Origin of the sequence: Mucilaginibacter sp. 3215 (assembly GCF_050433785.1) — a bacterium.
Lineage (GTDB): Bacteria > Bacteroidota > Bacteroidia > Sphingobacteriales > Sphingobacteriaceae > Mucilaginibacter.
This window is the reverse complement of the sequence record NZ_JBNPWO010000002.1, coordinates 1-15297: the sequence shown is the minus strand read 5'-3', so window position 1 is coordinate 15297 and position 15297 is coordinate 1. Positions and strand designations below refer to the sequence as shown.

The following is a 15297-nucleotide window of genomic DNA, read 5'->3' as shown; positions in this document are numbered from 1 at the left end:
ATTCGTTTAAATGGAAGAGATACTGCCACCCTTAAAAGAATTTATAGTTGATTATTGCAACAGGTATAAGATACATAAGGTTGATCCGCTCAGCCTGAGCCTCGATACCAGTATCGATCTTGATCTGGATATTTTTGACATTGAGATAGACCTTTTTCTCGCCGATTTTGCCGAACAGTTCAATATAGATCCATCTAAATTCAGTTGGTATAAATATGGCTATCCCAAAGGCTCAACCCGGGTAAAAGTTATTAAACTGATGTTTGGCTATAATACAACATGGGTTAAACAACTGGCCCAATACTGTTACACCCCCAAATTTAAAGTACGTAACCTGCAAGATGCCGTTAAAACGGGCAAATTGGTTTAATGATAAGATGTGCTTCTAATCAAAATCGATGAAATCAAGAAATAATCGGTAAAACCTCGCAATAAAAATCAGCGAAATCAACGTAATCAGAAATAATCGATAATAGTGTAAAATTTAAAATTAAAGATATTACAGGTAATGGAAAAGATGCTTTGCTATCTATATGAATATTGAAGTAGAAGATATCGAATATAACTTAAAATGCGAAGCAGACCTCAATAATAATCAAACAAGAACTGTTATTATCCTTGTTGATGTTTATGATAAAAACAAAACATAGGTGGATATAGTAAAGATTGTAAAGAGATTAATGCATTAGCAGACAAGCTCTATAGAGATATTTTAGTCTCCTTTGGAAGTAAATAAAGTACCGAAGTAAACAGCTTCAATCAGGGTTATGAAAATAAAAAAAAGTCGCCAATAAAATTGACAACTTGCTTAAAAAAGTCATCCCTACTTTATAAATCTCGAACTATTTTCTATTTGATTTACGTTTATTTGCGGATTAAGACTTATAACCCCAAAGTAACTATAATATTCGGGCACCTTCGCCAGATAATATATAATGTTTTTTTTTGCAACTTGTTAAATGAAAGCAGTGATATGCTGTTATTCATTTCGCAAACTCTTCACCGGAGGCACCATGCCAGCCCTAATGGTTCGGAAACTTAAGGTAAATAATCCTATTAGCAGCATTCCAGCACCGCTGATAACAAATACCCACCAGCTGATAGCTACATGGTCGGCAAAGCCTTCCATCCATTTATTAACTGCGTACCATGCAATCGGCGTTACGACGATAAAAGCGAGTAAAATAAGCGATACCAGTTCGGTTGATAGGAGGATTACTATTTGCGCAACACTGGCACCAAATACTTTTCGTATACCAATTTCCTTTGTTCGTTGATTGGTGGTGTAAACGGCAAGACCTAACAACCCGAGGCAACTGATCAATATCGAGACACCTGTTGCCCAGTTGAGCAGGATTGAGGTGTGTTGTTCTTCGTCGTAAAATCTGGCTATCGTGTCATCATAAAAATGGCAATCAAAATCATCATCGGGATAAGCTCTCTTCCAGGCTTTTCCCATATTTGTAATGGCGGTTTTCCACTCGTTACCTCCGGCGGTTTCAGGTTTCAAACTAATATGTAACGTCATCATTGGGCGGGGGATTGGACTGCCTGATGTTATGATTGATGGATAAATGGCAGAATGCAGTGACCGCTGATTAAAATCGGCGACTACGCCAATGATACTAATATTTCGACCATCAAACCAATTCAATTGCTTGCCGATAGCATCATTCGGGTTATTAAATCCTAATAATGTAGCGTAAGTATTGTTAATGATAATAGCTTTCCCGGTGTCTGCTTCGGTTATGTTTCTGCCGGCAAGCAATTTCAGCTGGTATATTTTGAGGTAGTTTTCATCGCCAGACTTAACTATTATTTCTTCTGTTGTAATTTGTTTTTTTCCGTCGTCATAAGTCATGCGCGTCCTGTTAAATGCATCAGCCGAAGGTGGGTCATTACCTAAACCCGCAAGGGCAACCTGCGGCATCAGCCTGAATTCGTTCAGCAGTACCTGGTTGGTGCTGGCCTTACTGGTATTCCAGGGTGTATTAATAATGAGGATAGCATCCTTTTTAAACCCGAGGTTTTTATGTAGGGCGTAATAAATTTGTTGGCTTACCAAAATGGTAGCCATTATGAAAAATTGGGCTACAACAAACTGTGAAACTGTAAGCGACTTACGGAGCCACGCGTTTCGTGTTTTATTGCTGTTATCCTGCACCTGGTTTTTTAGCACCGATACAGGCTTGTAACCTGATAACACCATTGCGGGATAAAAACCCGACAAAATACTGATCACAATAGTTAAAATCAGCAGGAAGAGTATGACATCCGGCTGCAGAATATTTGCATGAATATCGGGGGATATAACGTCGGCAAACATTTTTAAAATAATTGGCGCAAGCAACACTGATATGCAAACCGCAAAGAATGTTATAAAAAAAGTTTCGCTTAAAAACTGAATTACTAATTGCATCCGGCTGCTACCTAAAGTTTTGCGGATCCCAATTTCTTTTGCCCTTTGGGCGGCCTGGGCGGTAGTTAAATTCACATAATTGATACAGGCCAGCAATAACAAAAAGATAGCGCTGGCCAATAATCCGTAAAGTGTTGTTTTGCTGGCTGGCGACGAGAAATTAAAAATATTATAGTCGGAATTGAAGTGAATATCGTCCAATGGCTGCAAGGCCAGATCAATGATGGGGGCAGGCATTTTTTGTTCGGCACGCGGCAGATTGTTTTTTCTGAAAATAGTAGTGATCTGTTTTGCAACCCCAGGTACAGGAACGCCAGGTGCCAGCTTTATAAAAATCTCCGATGCCGAAGATATCCTACCCCAATTGTTTATATGCAGATCATCACCTAAATGTCTATTAGTTGTGACGGTACTAAAAGAAATAAAGTCATGAAAGATGAAGTCGCTATTTTTAGTAAACGTTTCAACTATCCCGCTAACGGTTATCTTAAGGGTATCATAGGTAACTACTTTACCAATCATCTCATGATATGACAACGACGGGAAGTAAAGCCTGGCTTGCTGGGATGTTAATACTACCTGGCCGGGCGCATCAAGCGCGTGTTGCGATGATCCGGCAAGCCATACATAATTAAAAATTTTAAAATATTGCTGATCGGCAAGTGTTATCCTGTCCGGGTCTTTAAACCGCTTTTGTGTATTTTTATCTTTGTCGATATAAACAAAATGAGGCCACAGAGTATAAAGTGGCGTTATATTTTCTATTCCTGCAGCCTGGCTCTTAATCGCCTCGGCCAACGGGCCAGGTACACCACTCGAATAGTTTTTATGCCCCTGAAATGACATGTTCATCACAACGCGGTAAATCCGGTCACTGTTTTTGTGAAATTTATCAAACGTAAAATCGTAGTGTACAATAAAGTAAATGGCCAGGAAAGCGCTTATACCGATGGATAAACCAACAATATTTATCAGTGTAAATAGCTTATGTCTCCGAAATCCGCGGAATGCAATTCTAAAATAGTTTTTTATCATATGACTGCTGGTTAATGTTTCACGCGCCCACCCCGAAGGGCTTAGGTGGTTCAATATTAACGGCATAGTTCGGGTAAAACCTCCCAAGTTATAAGTTGGCATAACTTTTTGAAGGTGATTTTTATACTCCAGAGGGGTTTTACCGGTAAATTGCTTAAAAACACGATGGAAACTGCTTTGTGAATTAAAGCCCGACCCGTAGGCGAGGCCGAGCAGGGTGATATGGTCATATGAGGAATCCTGCATTTTAAGCGCAACCTCGCGGACACGGTATTCATTAATAAAATCGTTGAAGCTTTTTTTGAAGACCGTATTAATGATCCGGGATAATTCATGCGTATGCAAGCCGAGCTTTTCAGCAAGCGAGCTCAGACTTAATTCTGCGTCACGGTAATATCCTTTCTCCTTAACTTCCATTTTTAACCAGGAACCTTTTTGTTTCAGATCTGCCGGTAATAATGGTTTTGCTTGATGATCATTTGCATCAATAATTTCTGCTTTTAAATGACTCTTGCCTGCAATCCAAATGATAATGGATATTAAAAGCAGGTATAGGGAATAGTAATAGTGTATGCTTAGCTCATAACGGTAATAAAAATAGTTAACAGCTGTAAACGGTATCCATAATAACCATAAGATAAGGACTCCGGCAAGTGAGCGATCCAACCAGCGTAACTCATTGCGGTAGCGGTCTCCCGTTTGAAATTGTTTTTCCTTGTAAAAACAATCAATTTGTACATAACAGAGAAATAAATAGACAGTAATTGACAGGAATGCCAATAATTGTAAGATTGAGTTAACGTTGTTGTAAATAACGTTACCCGTCTCAATGTTTTGTATTGCAGCAAATACCTGAGCACCCAATTCAGGCACCAAGGGGATGAAGTGCAGCAAATCCCTGCGTTTGAAGATATACCTGGGCCGGGTTATCTGACGCACGTAAAAGTAGATCAAAGGGCCAAAAGTAATTGGCAGCCAAATGTTCAGACGGTTCCATAATGGAATGCACGTCACAAGGCCAACATCAATTGTTAAAATCCGGATTATCCATAAAGCAACAGCGAACATTAAAATTGCCAACCAACGGTTTGCAGACTGGTTCTCCTTTGGGGATATCCATAAAAATAGTGATAGCGTTAAGCTGATAAATACAGCACCTAAAAACGCAATGTAATAAAATGTAAAATGGAGTGTAAAGGGCATCAAGTGAGTTTAGGTAGTTTATCGCTTTCTCAAACCTAAGAAAATATTGATACAAATTCAATGGGTTATTGATTAAAGTCAGGGCTCATGTAAAATATTTCTTTAAGCTAAACCAACATGTTTATCGGTTGTGAAGCCATAAAAAAAGTTGCCAATAAAATTGACAACTTGCCTAAAAAGATGACCCCGGAGAGATTCGAACTCTCGACCCAATGATTAAGAGTCATTTGCTCTACCAGCTGAGCTACGGAGTCATATGTACCAGCTTTTGCCGGGTTGCAAATATGCAAATTATTTTCTTTTTCAGCAGGCTGAATTATTCATAGTTATCAATTATTTTAATCTGCTTATGTAAACTTAACGGTTAGAGTAATAACCTCCTTTTCATCTTCCTGGTGTTCATTTCATCCCCAGGCTCGGGTAAAAAAAGTCAATTATAGCAACTTCATAACAAAATGTTGATTTTTTTGTTTGAATTTTAACAAAAGCTGCTTAAATTGTAAAACTTAATATCTATCTCTCATGAAAAAAAGAAAATTACTCAAAATTAACAAGCTGCTGTATGAAAGCGTTGTTAAAGATTTTATTGCCCAAAACGGCTTAAATGTTCAATATTCGTACACTAAAGATCATTTTTATCTATTTAGCGACGAATCTACTATTAATCAGCTTGAAACGCAGGCCTCCGGGTTTAACTTATTATAAGTTATAAATATAAAGGCCCGGTAGTATTATACTACCAGGCTTCATATACTCCTTGCCCGCTATTATACAGCGGCGTATAAATCTTCCTGTTGTTTTTGCACTACGGGACTGTTGATGTATTCATCGTAGGTCATGAGTTTGTCAATGTAACCACCTGGTGTTAACTCAATAATCCGATTGGCTACCGTTTCAACCAGTTCATGATCCCGTGAGGTGAACAGGATGGTGCCACGGAAATCTTTCATACCATTGTTAAGCGCTGTGATCGATTCCAGGTCGAGGTGGTTAGTTGGTTCATCAAACATCAGCAGGTTGGCTTGCTGCAGCATCATACGGCTAAACATGCAGCGCATTTTTTCACCACCCGATAGTACACTGCATTTTTTCATAACTTCTTCGCCCGAAAACAGCATCCGGCCTAAAAAGCCGCGGATAAACTGATCGTCTTTTTCGCCCGGTGAATATTCGCGCAGCCAGTCAATCAGGTTGTCGCTTTTGCCATCGAAGTATTCGCTGCTGTCGTTAGGGATATCAGCCGCGTTAATGGTTACACCCCATTTAAAGGTGCCTGTAAAATCTTTATCGCGGCCTGTTAAAATATTATAGAAAGCGGTAGTTGCCAAACTGTTTTGCGACAGGATGGAAATTTTATCGCCTTTGTTTACAGTGAAGGTGATGTTGTTGAACAGCACCTCACCATTAAGGGTTTTGCCCAGGTTTTCAACGGTCAGGATCTGATCGCCGGCTTCACGGCCCAGGTTATTGAATATAATACCCGGATATTTGCGGTTTGATGGCTGAATTTCATCCAGGTTGATTTTATCCAATGCTTTTTTACGGCTGGTTGCCTGTTTTGATTTGGACGCGTTAGCACTAAACCTGCGGATAAACTCCTGAAGCTCTTTAACTTTATCTTCGGCTTTCTTGTTTTGTTCGGCACGTTGTTTAAGGGCCAATTGGCTCGATTCGTACCAGAAGGTATAGTTACCGGTATAAATGGTCATTTTACCGAAATCAATATCTACTACGTGGGTACATACAGTATCCAGGAAGTGCCTGTCGTGAGATACTACCAGTACAATAGCTTCATATGACGCAAGGAAATCTTCCAGCCAGCTAATGGTATGGATGTCCAAATCGTTGGTAGGCTCATCCAGCAGCAGGATATCTGGTTTGCCAAAAAGTGCCTGGGCTAATAAAACACGTACTTTTTGGGTGTTATCAAGGTCTTTAACCAGTTGATAGTGAAATTCTTCTTTAATGCCAAGGTTGCTGAGCAGGGTAGCGGCATTGCTTTCGGCATTCCAGCCGTCCATTTCGGCAAAAAGGTTTTCCAATTCACCGGCACGTTCGCCGTCGGCATCGCTAAAATCTTCTTTAAGATAAATGGCATCTTTCTCCTTCATAATGGCATACATTTCCTTATGGCCCATCATTACGGTTTCAAGAACTGTGAATTCGTCAAAAGCATAATGGTTCTGGCTCAAAACAGCCATACGTTCGCCGGGAGTAAAGCTCACCGAGCCGCTGGTTGGGTCAATATCGCCCGAAAGAATTTTCAGGAATGTGGACTTACCCGCGCCATTGGCGCCAATAATACCATAACAGTTGCCCTGTGTAAATTTCAGGTTTACGTCTTCAAACAAAGTACGCTTACCATAACGTAAAGAAAGATTGGATACCGTGATCATGCTGCACCTCTAATTTGGCGCAAAAGTACGGTAAAATCTTCATTTTAACGATATATGGTGCTGATATTATGGATGGGGATTTTTTGAGCAGCAATTTTTCCCCATAAATTAAATCCATGGGTATACAATTACACAGAAATGATAATGGACGGTAAACTAAAAGTATATTTAATACGTTTAATTGCTATATCTAACCAGTTATAATATAATGGTACAGCCTTTGACTAACATACAGTATAACAATTTATTTAAATTATTTAACAATGGTCATGGGAGCATTAATTATAGGTTTAATTATCATCAATGTGGTAATAGCCATCAACAATACACAAAAGCGCAAAGTATATTAAAAATATATTAATATATAAGTTTTAGGGCAACGCCCTATGCTTAGTTTAAAATATTAAATAAGCTTTGGGTTTCATGGTCGGCCAATTTTTGAAGCGGACCTGATGCCAGCATTTTCATCATCATGCTAAGCTCTGCGCCAATGGTGAATAAAATATCAGTATGGTCGTTATTGAAAGATAACGACCATTTTAGTTCCAGGTTAAACGGCGGTTTCTCAGCAGGTATGATCCTTATCAGCTGACCGGGCACACGCTCCTCAATTTTCAAAGCAAGCCTGGCCATATTCTGGATACTGAAACGGGCTTCATCCCGGGTGGATGTCCATTCCTGGATATTATCGGGCATCAGTTGCCGGTGATTATTAAAATCGGCCAGGAAATCGTAAACCTCCGTTAAAGACTTGTTAATACTTATGGTACTGGTAAATATATTCATTACAGATGTGAGATATTAGATTTGAGATTTGAGATGAATTATAGCCAATCATCAATCAGCTCTTTCATCGAAATCAAAAACTCAGCAGTTTAACTTGCAGCCATTTCGCCCCAGGTTGATGGGTTTTCGCGCCACTGCTTGAGCAGGTTTACATCTTTTTCATTAATGAATTGATGTTCTTCCGCGTATTTAATAAGCGCGTTATAGTTTGACAGGGTTACGTATGGGCAGTTGGCCTGCTTAAAGTTTTCGTCAGCAATATCAAAGCCATAAGTAAATATAGCTGCCAGGCCCGCAACATCATAACCTGCTGTACGGAGCGCTTCAACAGCCTGCAGGCTGCTTTTACCGGTTGAAAGCAGATCTTCGATAACCACAACCCGCTTGCCTGAAGTAGTAGCGGCATCGCCTTCAATCATGCTGCCTGTGCCATGCTCTTTAGGTTTTGAACGTACATAAATAAATGGAAGGCCTAATTCCTGGGCTACTAATGCACCTTGCGGTATACCTGCAGTTGCTACACCTGCAATGCAGCCAACCGACCCGAATTTATCCTGTATGGCTGCCACTAATTGCTGCCTGATGTAAGTGCGGATAGTTGGATGAGAAAGTGTAACGCGGTTATCGCAGTAAATTGGAGATTTCCAGCCCGATGCCCATGTAAAAGGATTATTGGGTTGTAATTTAATTGCTTTAATTTGCAGCAGGAATTCGGCTACTTGTTGTTCGATCTCATTATTAGTAAACATGGCTCAAAAATACAGAATTTATATTAACGAAAAGGTTATCCTGCTCACAGAATCTGAACCGAAGCATGCAGATAATTTTGAAAGGCTTGATGCAGAGACCTTTGACCTGAAAATTATATATACCTGGATCCTCGCTAATCCCAATAAATTGTTCTACATAAAAACAGCCAATGCTAAGGTGTATTTTAAAGCTGTTAAAAAGAATATTACACTTATTGAAGCGGCAGGCGGCCTGGTTATGAACACTAAGGGGCAATATTTATTCATTTATCGTAATGATAAATGGGATCTGCCCAAAGGCAAAATAGAAAAAGACGAAAAGGTAAAAGAAGCGGCAGTGCGCGAGGTAGAGGAGGAGTGCGGTATAAAAGTGAGCGAACTGGGAGAAAAAATTTGTAAAACATATCATGTATATGTAAACCGCGGCGAGGTAGTGCTTAAGAAAACGCATTGGTTTGCCATGACAAGTAAGAATAAAGAAAAGCTGAAACCTCAAAAAGAAGAGGGTATTACCGATGTGCGCTGGTTTGAACATCACCATATTGAACCGATAATTGAAAACACCTTTCCATCTATTATGGATGTGTTGCACAAGGAAAAGCTGGTTACAAATAAGGTAATGCCTCTTTCGGAATAAACTGGCTTACATCGCCATTATAGCGGATGATTTCGCGCACAATGGTTGAACTGATGGATGAATAGCCGGGTTTGCTTACGATAAATATGCTTTCGATGTCGGGTGCCAGCGAATGGTTCATCTGGGCAATCGCTTTTTCATACTCAAAGTCTGATACGGTACGGATGCCCCTGATCATGTAAGCGGCGCCTATGCTTTTGCAAAAATCGACAGTAAGGCCTTCATAGGCTATCACATGGATCCGTTCATCATGCGCGAAAACGGCCCTGATCATTTGTTCGCGCTGTTCAACACTCAGCAACCCCTTTTTGCTGCTGTTCACGCCGATACCTATGTAAAGCTTATCAAAAAGCTCGACAGATCGTTTCACAATATCAACATGAGCTTTAGTGAGCGGATCAAATGAACCTGGAAAAAGGGCTGTCTTCATGCAGTAAAATTAATGAATAGTTGATTGGATTGTTTAAATGAACGATTGTTTTTTGCCTTTTATCAGCATTTTTTGATGCGCGACTTTATATCTGACAAAATGCGCCATTCACCTCATCAACAAAATCAACACTAAACCAGCGAAGCCAACTGAGCATACTGCAAAAGCATAATTGTCTTGCCATCTTTTATTTCCCCGGTCTTTACCATTTGCAGGGCTTCGCTGAATGGCAGCTCTAAAACTTCAATATTTTCATTTTCGTAGGCGAGCCCCCCGCCATCGCTAACTTTCATTTCTTTGGCATATTCGGCAACAAAAAAGTAAAGAATTTCGGTAACAGATCCCGGCGACATATAGGCTTCAAAAACCTTTTTAACATCGGTTATTTTATAGCCGGTTTCTTCCTCTGTTTCCTTACGGATGCAATCTTCCGGATTATCCTTATCAAGCAAACCGGCACAACATTCAATCAGCATTCCGTCGGGGTTTCCGTTGATATAGGTTGGCAGCCTGAATTGCCTGGTTAATATTACAGATGACTGTGCTTTATTATAAAGCAAAATGGTTGCGCCGTTGCCGCGGTCATAAGCTTCACGGCTTTGCACAGCGGTATTACCGTCTTTTTCCGTAACCTCGTAAGTTACTTTTTTAAGGACGTACCAGTTATCTGATAAAATATCGGTATTAAGTATTTTGATTTGATTCATTTTTATTTGATCATTTATGATTAATAATGATTATTTTTGAACGAAAATAGGATTAATAAAATGAACTTTCCAAAAAGAAAACAAAAAATAATTGAGCAGCTCAGTCTAAGTGGAGAGGTTGATATAAAGCAATTGGCTGCCGAACTGAACATTTCAGAAATTACAGCACGCCGCGACCTGAACCAGTTAGCAGCCGATGGATTGCTTTACCGTACTCATGGAGGAGCAACAAAAGTTAATCCCCACGAAAAGCCACATAGCTTTGTTAATAAAAGCGCTCAAAACGCATCCGTTAAAGATGCCATTTGCCGCAGGGCCGCATCACAAATTACCGATGGGGATATTATTTTTATGGATTGTGGGAGTACTGTTTTCAGGTTATGCCAGTTCATTAAAAACAAGAAGATAAAGGTGATAACAAATTCATTACCTGTAGTATATGAGCTTCAGGATAGCGCTGTTAGTGTTAATATAATAGGAGGGGAGCTGGATAAAGAGCGACAGGCTGTACATGGCACCACTGCCATTGAGCATATTCAAAAATACCGTGCAACCAAAGCTTTTTTGGGCGTTGACGGTATTTCGGAAGCAGGATTGTTCGCCAATAGTGAACATGAAGCATCCATTACAACAGCCTTCGCTGCAAACAGCGCATTTACCTACATTCTGTGTGATGCCAGTAAAATAAGCAAGGAAACCTACCTTAATTTTGCAGGCTTAGATATCATCAACGCGATCATTACCGATGCAGATCCTGAGCGGTTAAAGGGATTTAAAAAAAGCGGGATAGTTATTTTAAAGACGGATATCTAAACCGGTCTGAAAAACGAAAATGACGAATGTCCGTATTTTCTTTGTTCAACAAAAGCAGGATGATTACTCAAATTTTGCAGGGACTGGTGTTCAACAATCAACAGGCCATCAGGTTTAAGCAGGTTCTTTTCAAAAATAACTTTTGGCAAATCGGGGATCCTGTTCAGGTCATAGGGCGGGTCGGCAAATATCAGATCGTATTGTTCCGTTTCAATATTCAGGTATTTAAATACATCTTCGCGGTAAGTTTTAATTTGTGTAAGCTTATGCTGCCGCGAGGTATCTTTAAGATAATTAACGCAATGAATACTCCTGTCGACAGATATAACTTCTGAAGCTCCGCGTGAAGCAAATTCAAGCGAGATGTTGCCGGTGCCGCTGAACAGGTCAAGCACTTTAATGCCTTCAAACTCAATTTGGTTAAGCAGGATATTAAATAAAGCTTCTTTTGCCAAATCGGTTGTAGGACGAACAGGAAGATTTTTTGGCGGATTAAGCCTTAAGCCTTTTAAACTGCCTCCGATAATGCGCATAATGAAAGAGCCGCTATTGATAACACCCTGTGAGCTACAACCTCCGCGGGTAATTGTAACACCTGTAAATTATTGACTTCGGCCACTTTGAAAAATTCGGCCAGGCGACTTAGTCCTTTACTGTCGACATCAATGTTACCGCTTACATATAAGTTGGTATATTTAGCTTCGAGGTTAAGTTCATTAGCAACCAGCACGGTAAAGTAAACCAGTTCATCATCGCCAATAAAATCAAATGAGTTATAGAAACGCAGTTTGCCGGACGCAAAATGAGCTATCTCCACCTTTTCTTTTTCGATATTGAGGTAGAGGCAGTCGTTGCCGGGATTGTTTTGGGCAATGGCAGTTAACCAGCCTTTTGATGTAAAAACGGTATTATGGATGCCAAATTCTTCTGCGGCACTCACAATTGTTTCGCTGGTATTGTATACGATGACATTTTCTTTGTCTAATACCTGGGCTATAACTTTGCCGTCGTCTTTTACATTAAGGAAGCGGGCCAGGTTCGGCAGGCGCTCACCGCTAAACAATTCTGCCGGCACCAGCGTAAAGCTGTGAGCAGGTAAACCGATAATTATTTGCCCGTACTTGGCCGACAGAAGGTCAAGCAATTCCTGCGGATCGCTTAGCTCATCAAACGGATAATTTTCGGCCCAGGCTATTAGCTTGCCGTTATTACTTATGGCGTACGAAAACGATTTGTCTTCAACCTGTATTAATAAAGTATAATCCTCAGTTTTATCTAAACTAAAGTTATCATCGTGGTAAGTATAATTGTGTTCGTTCATACCGGTTTTAACAAAAGTAATATTTTTTGGCAGATACAGTAATTACCGCGGTCCAAATTGGTATGCTGTTATAAAATACGGGTTAATATCATCAGGATGATAAATATCAAAATCGGCAACCCTACAGGCTTAGGATAATAATCATTATCCGGAAAATATCTCCTGAAAAAAAACTGGCTTAGAATCAAAGCACCAATCAGCCCAAAACCTATGTTAAGGCCTGCTACCGAAAGCATTGCTGTAACCTGCGCTGGTGTTGGCTGGCCGCCTTTGGCCGTTACATTCATAGCATCAACAACCTGTTGCAGGTTGACGCCAGAATGCATGATAACAAAGTAGGAGAGATAGGAAAAAAATAATACAAAGGCCAGCACCGCCGGAACTGCCTTTCTGTAACCTGCATTGTATAAATTGATAACCAGCAGCACCCCGCCAAATATCAGGTTAAAAAACGAAAACCAAAATATCGCCCTTTTGGAGTAAATATCTACATAATCATCTTCGCTGTATTTTTCGTCCTCTTTGTTTTCGTCAAATTCCATGGCCCAAATGTAAAACTAATCTTACTGAATTAAATTACTTATCATCATTTTTGCAGGGTGTTAAGTCCCGATCATATCCGCCAGTCATTTCCGCATGAGCCAACAGGCCAGCAAACGGAACTTTTTAGCAAGCTGCATGCCTTTTTAAAAAGTACCGAAGGCGACGAATGCTTTATTCTGAAAGGCTATGCCGGCACCGGTAAAACAACCATTGTGGGCGCGCTGGTAAAAGCGTTGAGGCATTATAATTATAAAGCAGTGCTGCTGGCCCCAACAGGCCGCGCCGCCAAGGTCATTACCAACTACTCCGGGCGCAAAGCTTTTACAATTCATAAGCGCATCTACCGTAAAAAATCGGCCTTAACTATCGATGATGGTTTTGCCCTTGCCGATAACCTGGCCAGCGATACCCTTTTTATTGTTGATGAGGCCTCCATGATTTCGGATGAAGCAATGGGCAGCAATCACGTCTCTTTATTATTTGACTTACTTAGATACGTTTATAACGATAAAAACTGCAAGCTGATACTGGTAGGCGATACCGCCCAGTTACCGCCTGTAGGTGCCGACGACAGTCCTGCGCTCGACGTGCAGCTTATGGGTGATAAATTTGGGCTGTCGATATTCAGTTATGAACTTACCGAGGTTTTGCGCCAGCAAAAGAATTCGGGTATCTTATATAATGCCACCAATATCCGCGATCTGATCCGTGAGGAGATGATAGAGATCCCTAAAATTGTAACCAAAGGTTTTAAGGATGTTTTCAGGATGACCGGTGAGCGATTGCCTGAAGGGTTAGAGTACGCTTACCGTAAATACGGCTATGACCGCACACTTATCATTTGCCGCTCAAACAAAAATGCCAATTTGTATAACGGACAAATTCGAAACCGCATTTTATACCGGGAGGAGGAGCTTACCGGCGGCGATCAGATCATGATAGTAAAGAACAATTACTTTTGGCTGCAGGATAAAGATGAAAATAGTACCGCGTTTATTGCCAACGGCGATATTGCCCGCATAGTAAAAGTACGCCGCACCGAAGAGATGTATGGTTTTCGTTTTGCCGATGTGCAGCTGGAATTTATTGACTATGCCGAAGACCCAACCCTCGATTGTAAGGTTTTGCTTGATACGCTCTATGCTGATTCGCCCGCGTTAAGTCAGGACGATCAGAAACGGTTTTACCAGGAAGTAATGAAGGATTATGAACATTTACCTAATAAAAGGGCCATGCACAATGAGCTGAAGCTCAATCCTTATTACAATGCCTTGCAAATTAAATTTGCCTATGCCATTACCTGCCATAAAGCCCAGGGCGGCCAATGGGATGCAGTTTTTGTTGATCAGGGGTATGTAACCGATGAAATGATCAATATGGATTTTCTGCGGTGGTTTTATACAGCTCTTACCCGAGCCACTACCGAACTGTTTTTGGTTAATTTCGATAACAGGTTCTATAAATCAAAGGAAGAATAATCTTCAAAGATAAATTTACTTTTATCGATATAATCTATTGATAATTAGATTTTTAATTGCTAATATTAGCAATTAAAAACCGGTATCATGAACCTAAACTTAAAACTCGAAAGAAAAATCAAAACCAAACAATCAACCATTGGCGAACTATCAATAAATGGCGCCTTCGAATGTTTTATCCTGGAGGACGTAGATAGAGGGCTAAATAGCGGTATGAGCCTTGCTCAAATTGCATCAATAAAAATTAAAACGCAAACAGCCATTCCTACAGGAACTTATAATGTAGTCAAATTTTTCAGCCCCAAACACAACGAAAACCTGCCATTATTAGAGAATGTACCCGGTTTTGCCGGAATTGAGATCCATGTGGGCAATTTTGCCAGGGACACCGACGGCTGCCTTCTCCCTGGTGAAGATAAAGGCGTTGATGCTGTTCTGCATAGTACAATGGCTACAGCTAAACTCAACACAAAGATTTTTGAGGCCCTTAAGGCAGGAGGTACCGTGACCATTGAGGTTGTTTGATATAGCAAATTATAAATGCTTGAAGGTGAAATGACGCATCTACGCCGTCATGCTGAGTGATTAAATCCATGAACTATGAAGGTGAGATGACAAAGAGGGACTGTCAGTCTGAGCCTGTCGAAGACTCGTGTGCAGAGGCCTGTCCTCCATACTTCGACGAGCTACCCATGACAAGATAAAAAATGTGGTTTTTCGCAGCAGATCAGCTTCGGGTGAAAACGAGCAGAACGATGCTGGGCGGTGCGGCTGCAGGGG

15 protein-coding genes and 1 tRNA gene are annotated in these 15297 nt (G+C 40.5%); 6 read left to right on the top strand and 10 right to left on the bottom strand.

Annotation, left to right across the window (positions count from 1 at the left end):
* The first annotated feature begins 10 nt into the window (after nucleotides 1-10).
* Complete coding sequence (locus tag ABIC84_RS03820) at nucleotides 11-370, top strand: DUF1493 family protein (RefSeq protein WP_426587824.1); 360 nt, start codon at nucleotides 11-13, stop codon at nucleotides 368-370.
* 609 nt (nucleotides 371-979) lie between these two features.
* On the opposite strand, the gene ABIC84_RS03815 is transcribed toward ABIC84_RS03820, so the two are convergent.
* Nucleotides 980-4408, bottom strand: coding sequence for an ABC transporter permease (locus tag ABIC84_RS03815; RefSeq protein ID WP_429262722.1), 3429 nt, complete (start codon nucleotides 4406-4408; stop codon nucleotides 980-982).
* 430 nt (nucleotides 4409-4838) lie between these two features.
* Nucleotides 4839-4911: transfer RNA gene (locus ABIC84_RS03810), tRNA-Lys, on the bottom strand.
* A gap of 268 nt (nucleotides 4912-5179) precedes the next feature.
* Between ABIC84_RS03810 and ABIC84_RS03805 the strand changes: the two genes are divergently transcribed.
* A complete protein-coding gene (locus tag ABIC84_RS03805; protein ID WP_091164514.1) occupies nucleotides 5180-5362 on the top strand; it encodes a hypothetical protein in 183 nt (60 codons plus the stop codon).
* A gap of 62 nt (nucleotides 5363-5424) precedes the next feature.
* Here ABIC84_RS03805 and ABIC84_RS03800 read toward each other — a convergent pair whose 3' ends face one another.
* From ABIC84_RS03800 to pyrE, 3 genes are all read right to left on the bottom strand, one after another.
* The gene (locus ABIC84_RS03800; RefSeq protein ID WP_429262721.1) at nucleotides 5425-7053 is read right to left on the bottom strand and encodes an ABC-F family ATP-binding cassette domain-containing protein; all 1629 of its coding nucleotides are present in this window, start codon (nucleotides 7051-7053) and stop codon (nucleotides 5425-5427) included.
* A 390-nt stretch (nucleotides 7054-7443) separates the two neighbouring features.
* Nucleotides 7444-7839 (bottom strand): SRPBCC family protein, encoded by a 396-nt coding sequence (locus tag ABIC84_RS03795; RefSeq protein ID WP_426587816.1) that lies wholly within the window; start codon nucleotides 7837-7839, stop codon nucleotides 7444-7446.
* Nucleotides 7840-7928: 89 nt separating this feature from the next.
* Nucleotides 7929-8588: an orotate phosphoribosyltransferase gene (gene pyrE, locus ABIC84_RS03790; protein WP_429262720.1), complete on the bottom strand. Its 660-nt coding sequence runs from the start codon at nucleotides 8586-8588 to the stop codon at nucleotides 7929-7931.
* Here pyrE and ABIC84_RS03785 point away from each other — a divergent pair.
* Nucleotides 8587-9225, top strand: a complete 639-nt coding sequence (locus ABIC84_RS03785) for an NUDIX hydrolase (RefSeq protein WP_429262719.1) — start codon at nucleotides 8587-8589, stop codon at nucleotides 9223-9225. The genes pyrE and ABIC84_RS03785 overlap by 2 nt on opposite strands.
* Here the strand turns inward: ABIC84_RS03785 and coaD are convergent.
* Both coaD and nudK read right to left on the bottom strand, forming a co-directional pair.
* Nucleotides 9194-9655 carry a pantetheine-phosphate adenylyltransferase gene (gene coaD / locus ABIC84_RS03780; protein ID WP_090525940.1) on the bottom strand — a complete coding sequence of 154 codons (462 nt, stop codon included), beginning with the start codon at nucleotides 9653-9655 and terminating at the stop codon, nucleotides 9194-9196. The two genes, ABIC84_RS03785 and coaD, sit on opposite strands and share 32 nt — an antisense overlap.
* Before the next feature lie 131 nt (nucleotides 9656-9786).
* Nucleotides 9787-10362, bottom strand: a complete 576-nt coding sequence (gene nudK / locus ABIC84_RS03775; RefSeq protein WP_429262718.1) for a GDP-mannose pyrophosphatase NudK — start codon at nucleotides 10360-10362, stop codon at nucleotides 9787-9789.
* A gap of 60 nt (nucleotides 10363-10422) precedes the next feature.
* Between nudK and ABIC84_RS03770 the strand changes: the two genes are divergently transcribed.
* Nucleotides 10423-11175: a DeoR/GlpR family DNA-binding transcription regulator gene (locus ABIC84_RS03770; RefSeq protein ID WP_429262717.1), complete on the top strand. Its 753-nt coding sequence runs from the start codon at nucleotides 10423-10425 to the stop codon at nucleotides 11173-11175.
* Here ABIC84_RS03770 and rsmD read toward each other — a convergent pair.
* The 3 genes from rsmD to ABIC84_RS03755 form a co-directional block, all read right to left on the bottom strand.
* Nucleotides 11172-11708 (bottom strand): 16S rRNA (guanine(966)-N(2))-methyltransferase RsmD, encoded by a 537-nt coding sequence (rsmD, locus tag ABIC84_RS03765; protein WP_090525937.1) that lies wholly within the window; start codon nucleotides 11706-11708, stop codon nucleotides 11172-11174. The two genes, ABIC84_RS03770 and rsmD, sit on opposite strands and share 4 nt — an antisense overlap.
* Nucleotides 11684-12496: a DUF3822 family protein gene (locus tag ABIC84_RS03760; protein ID WP_429262716.1), complete on the bottom strand. Its 813-nt coding sequence runs from the start codon at nucleotides 12494-12496 to the stop codon at nucleotides 11684-11686. Before ABIC84_RS03760 ends, rsmD begins: the two co-directional genes overlap by 25 nt.
* Before the next feature lie 68 nt (nucleotides 12497-12564).
* On the bottom strand, nucleotides 12565-13038 hold the full coding sequence (locus ABIC84_RS03755) for a hypothetical protein (protein WP_373613637.1): 474 nt from the start codon (nucleotides 13036-13038) through the stop codon (nucleotides 12565-12567).
* Nucleotides 13039-13095: 57 nt separating this feature from the next.
* On the opposite strand from ABIC84_RS03755, the gene ABIC84_RS03750 reads away from it, so the two are divergent.
* Together ABIC84_RS03750 and ABIC84_RS03745 are read left to right on the top strand one after the other, a co-directional pair.
* Nucleotides 13096-14517 (top strand): ATP-dependent DNA helicase, encoded by a 1422-nt coding sequence (locus ABIC84_RS03750; RefSeq protein ID WP_429262715.1) that lies wholly within the window; start codon nucleotides 13096-13098, stop codon nucleotides 14515-14517.
* A gap of 87 nt (nucleotides 14518-14604) precedes the next feature.
* The gene (locus ABIC84_RS03745; RefSeq protein ID WP_429262714.1) at nucleotides 14605-15042 is read left to right on the top strand and encodes a DUF5675 family protein; all 438 of its coding nucleotides are present in this window, start codon (nucleotides 14605-14607) and stop codon (nucleotides 15040-15042) included.
* Nucleotides 15043-15297 lie beyond the last annotated feature (255 nt).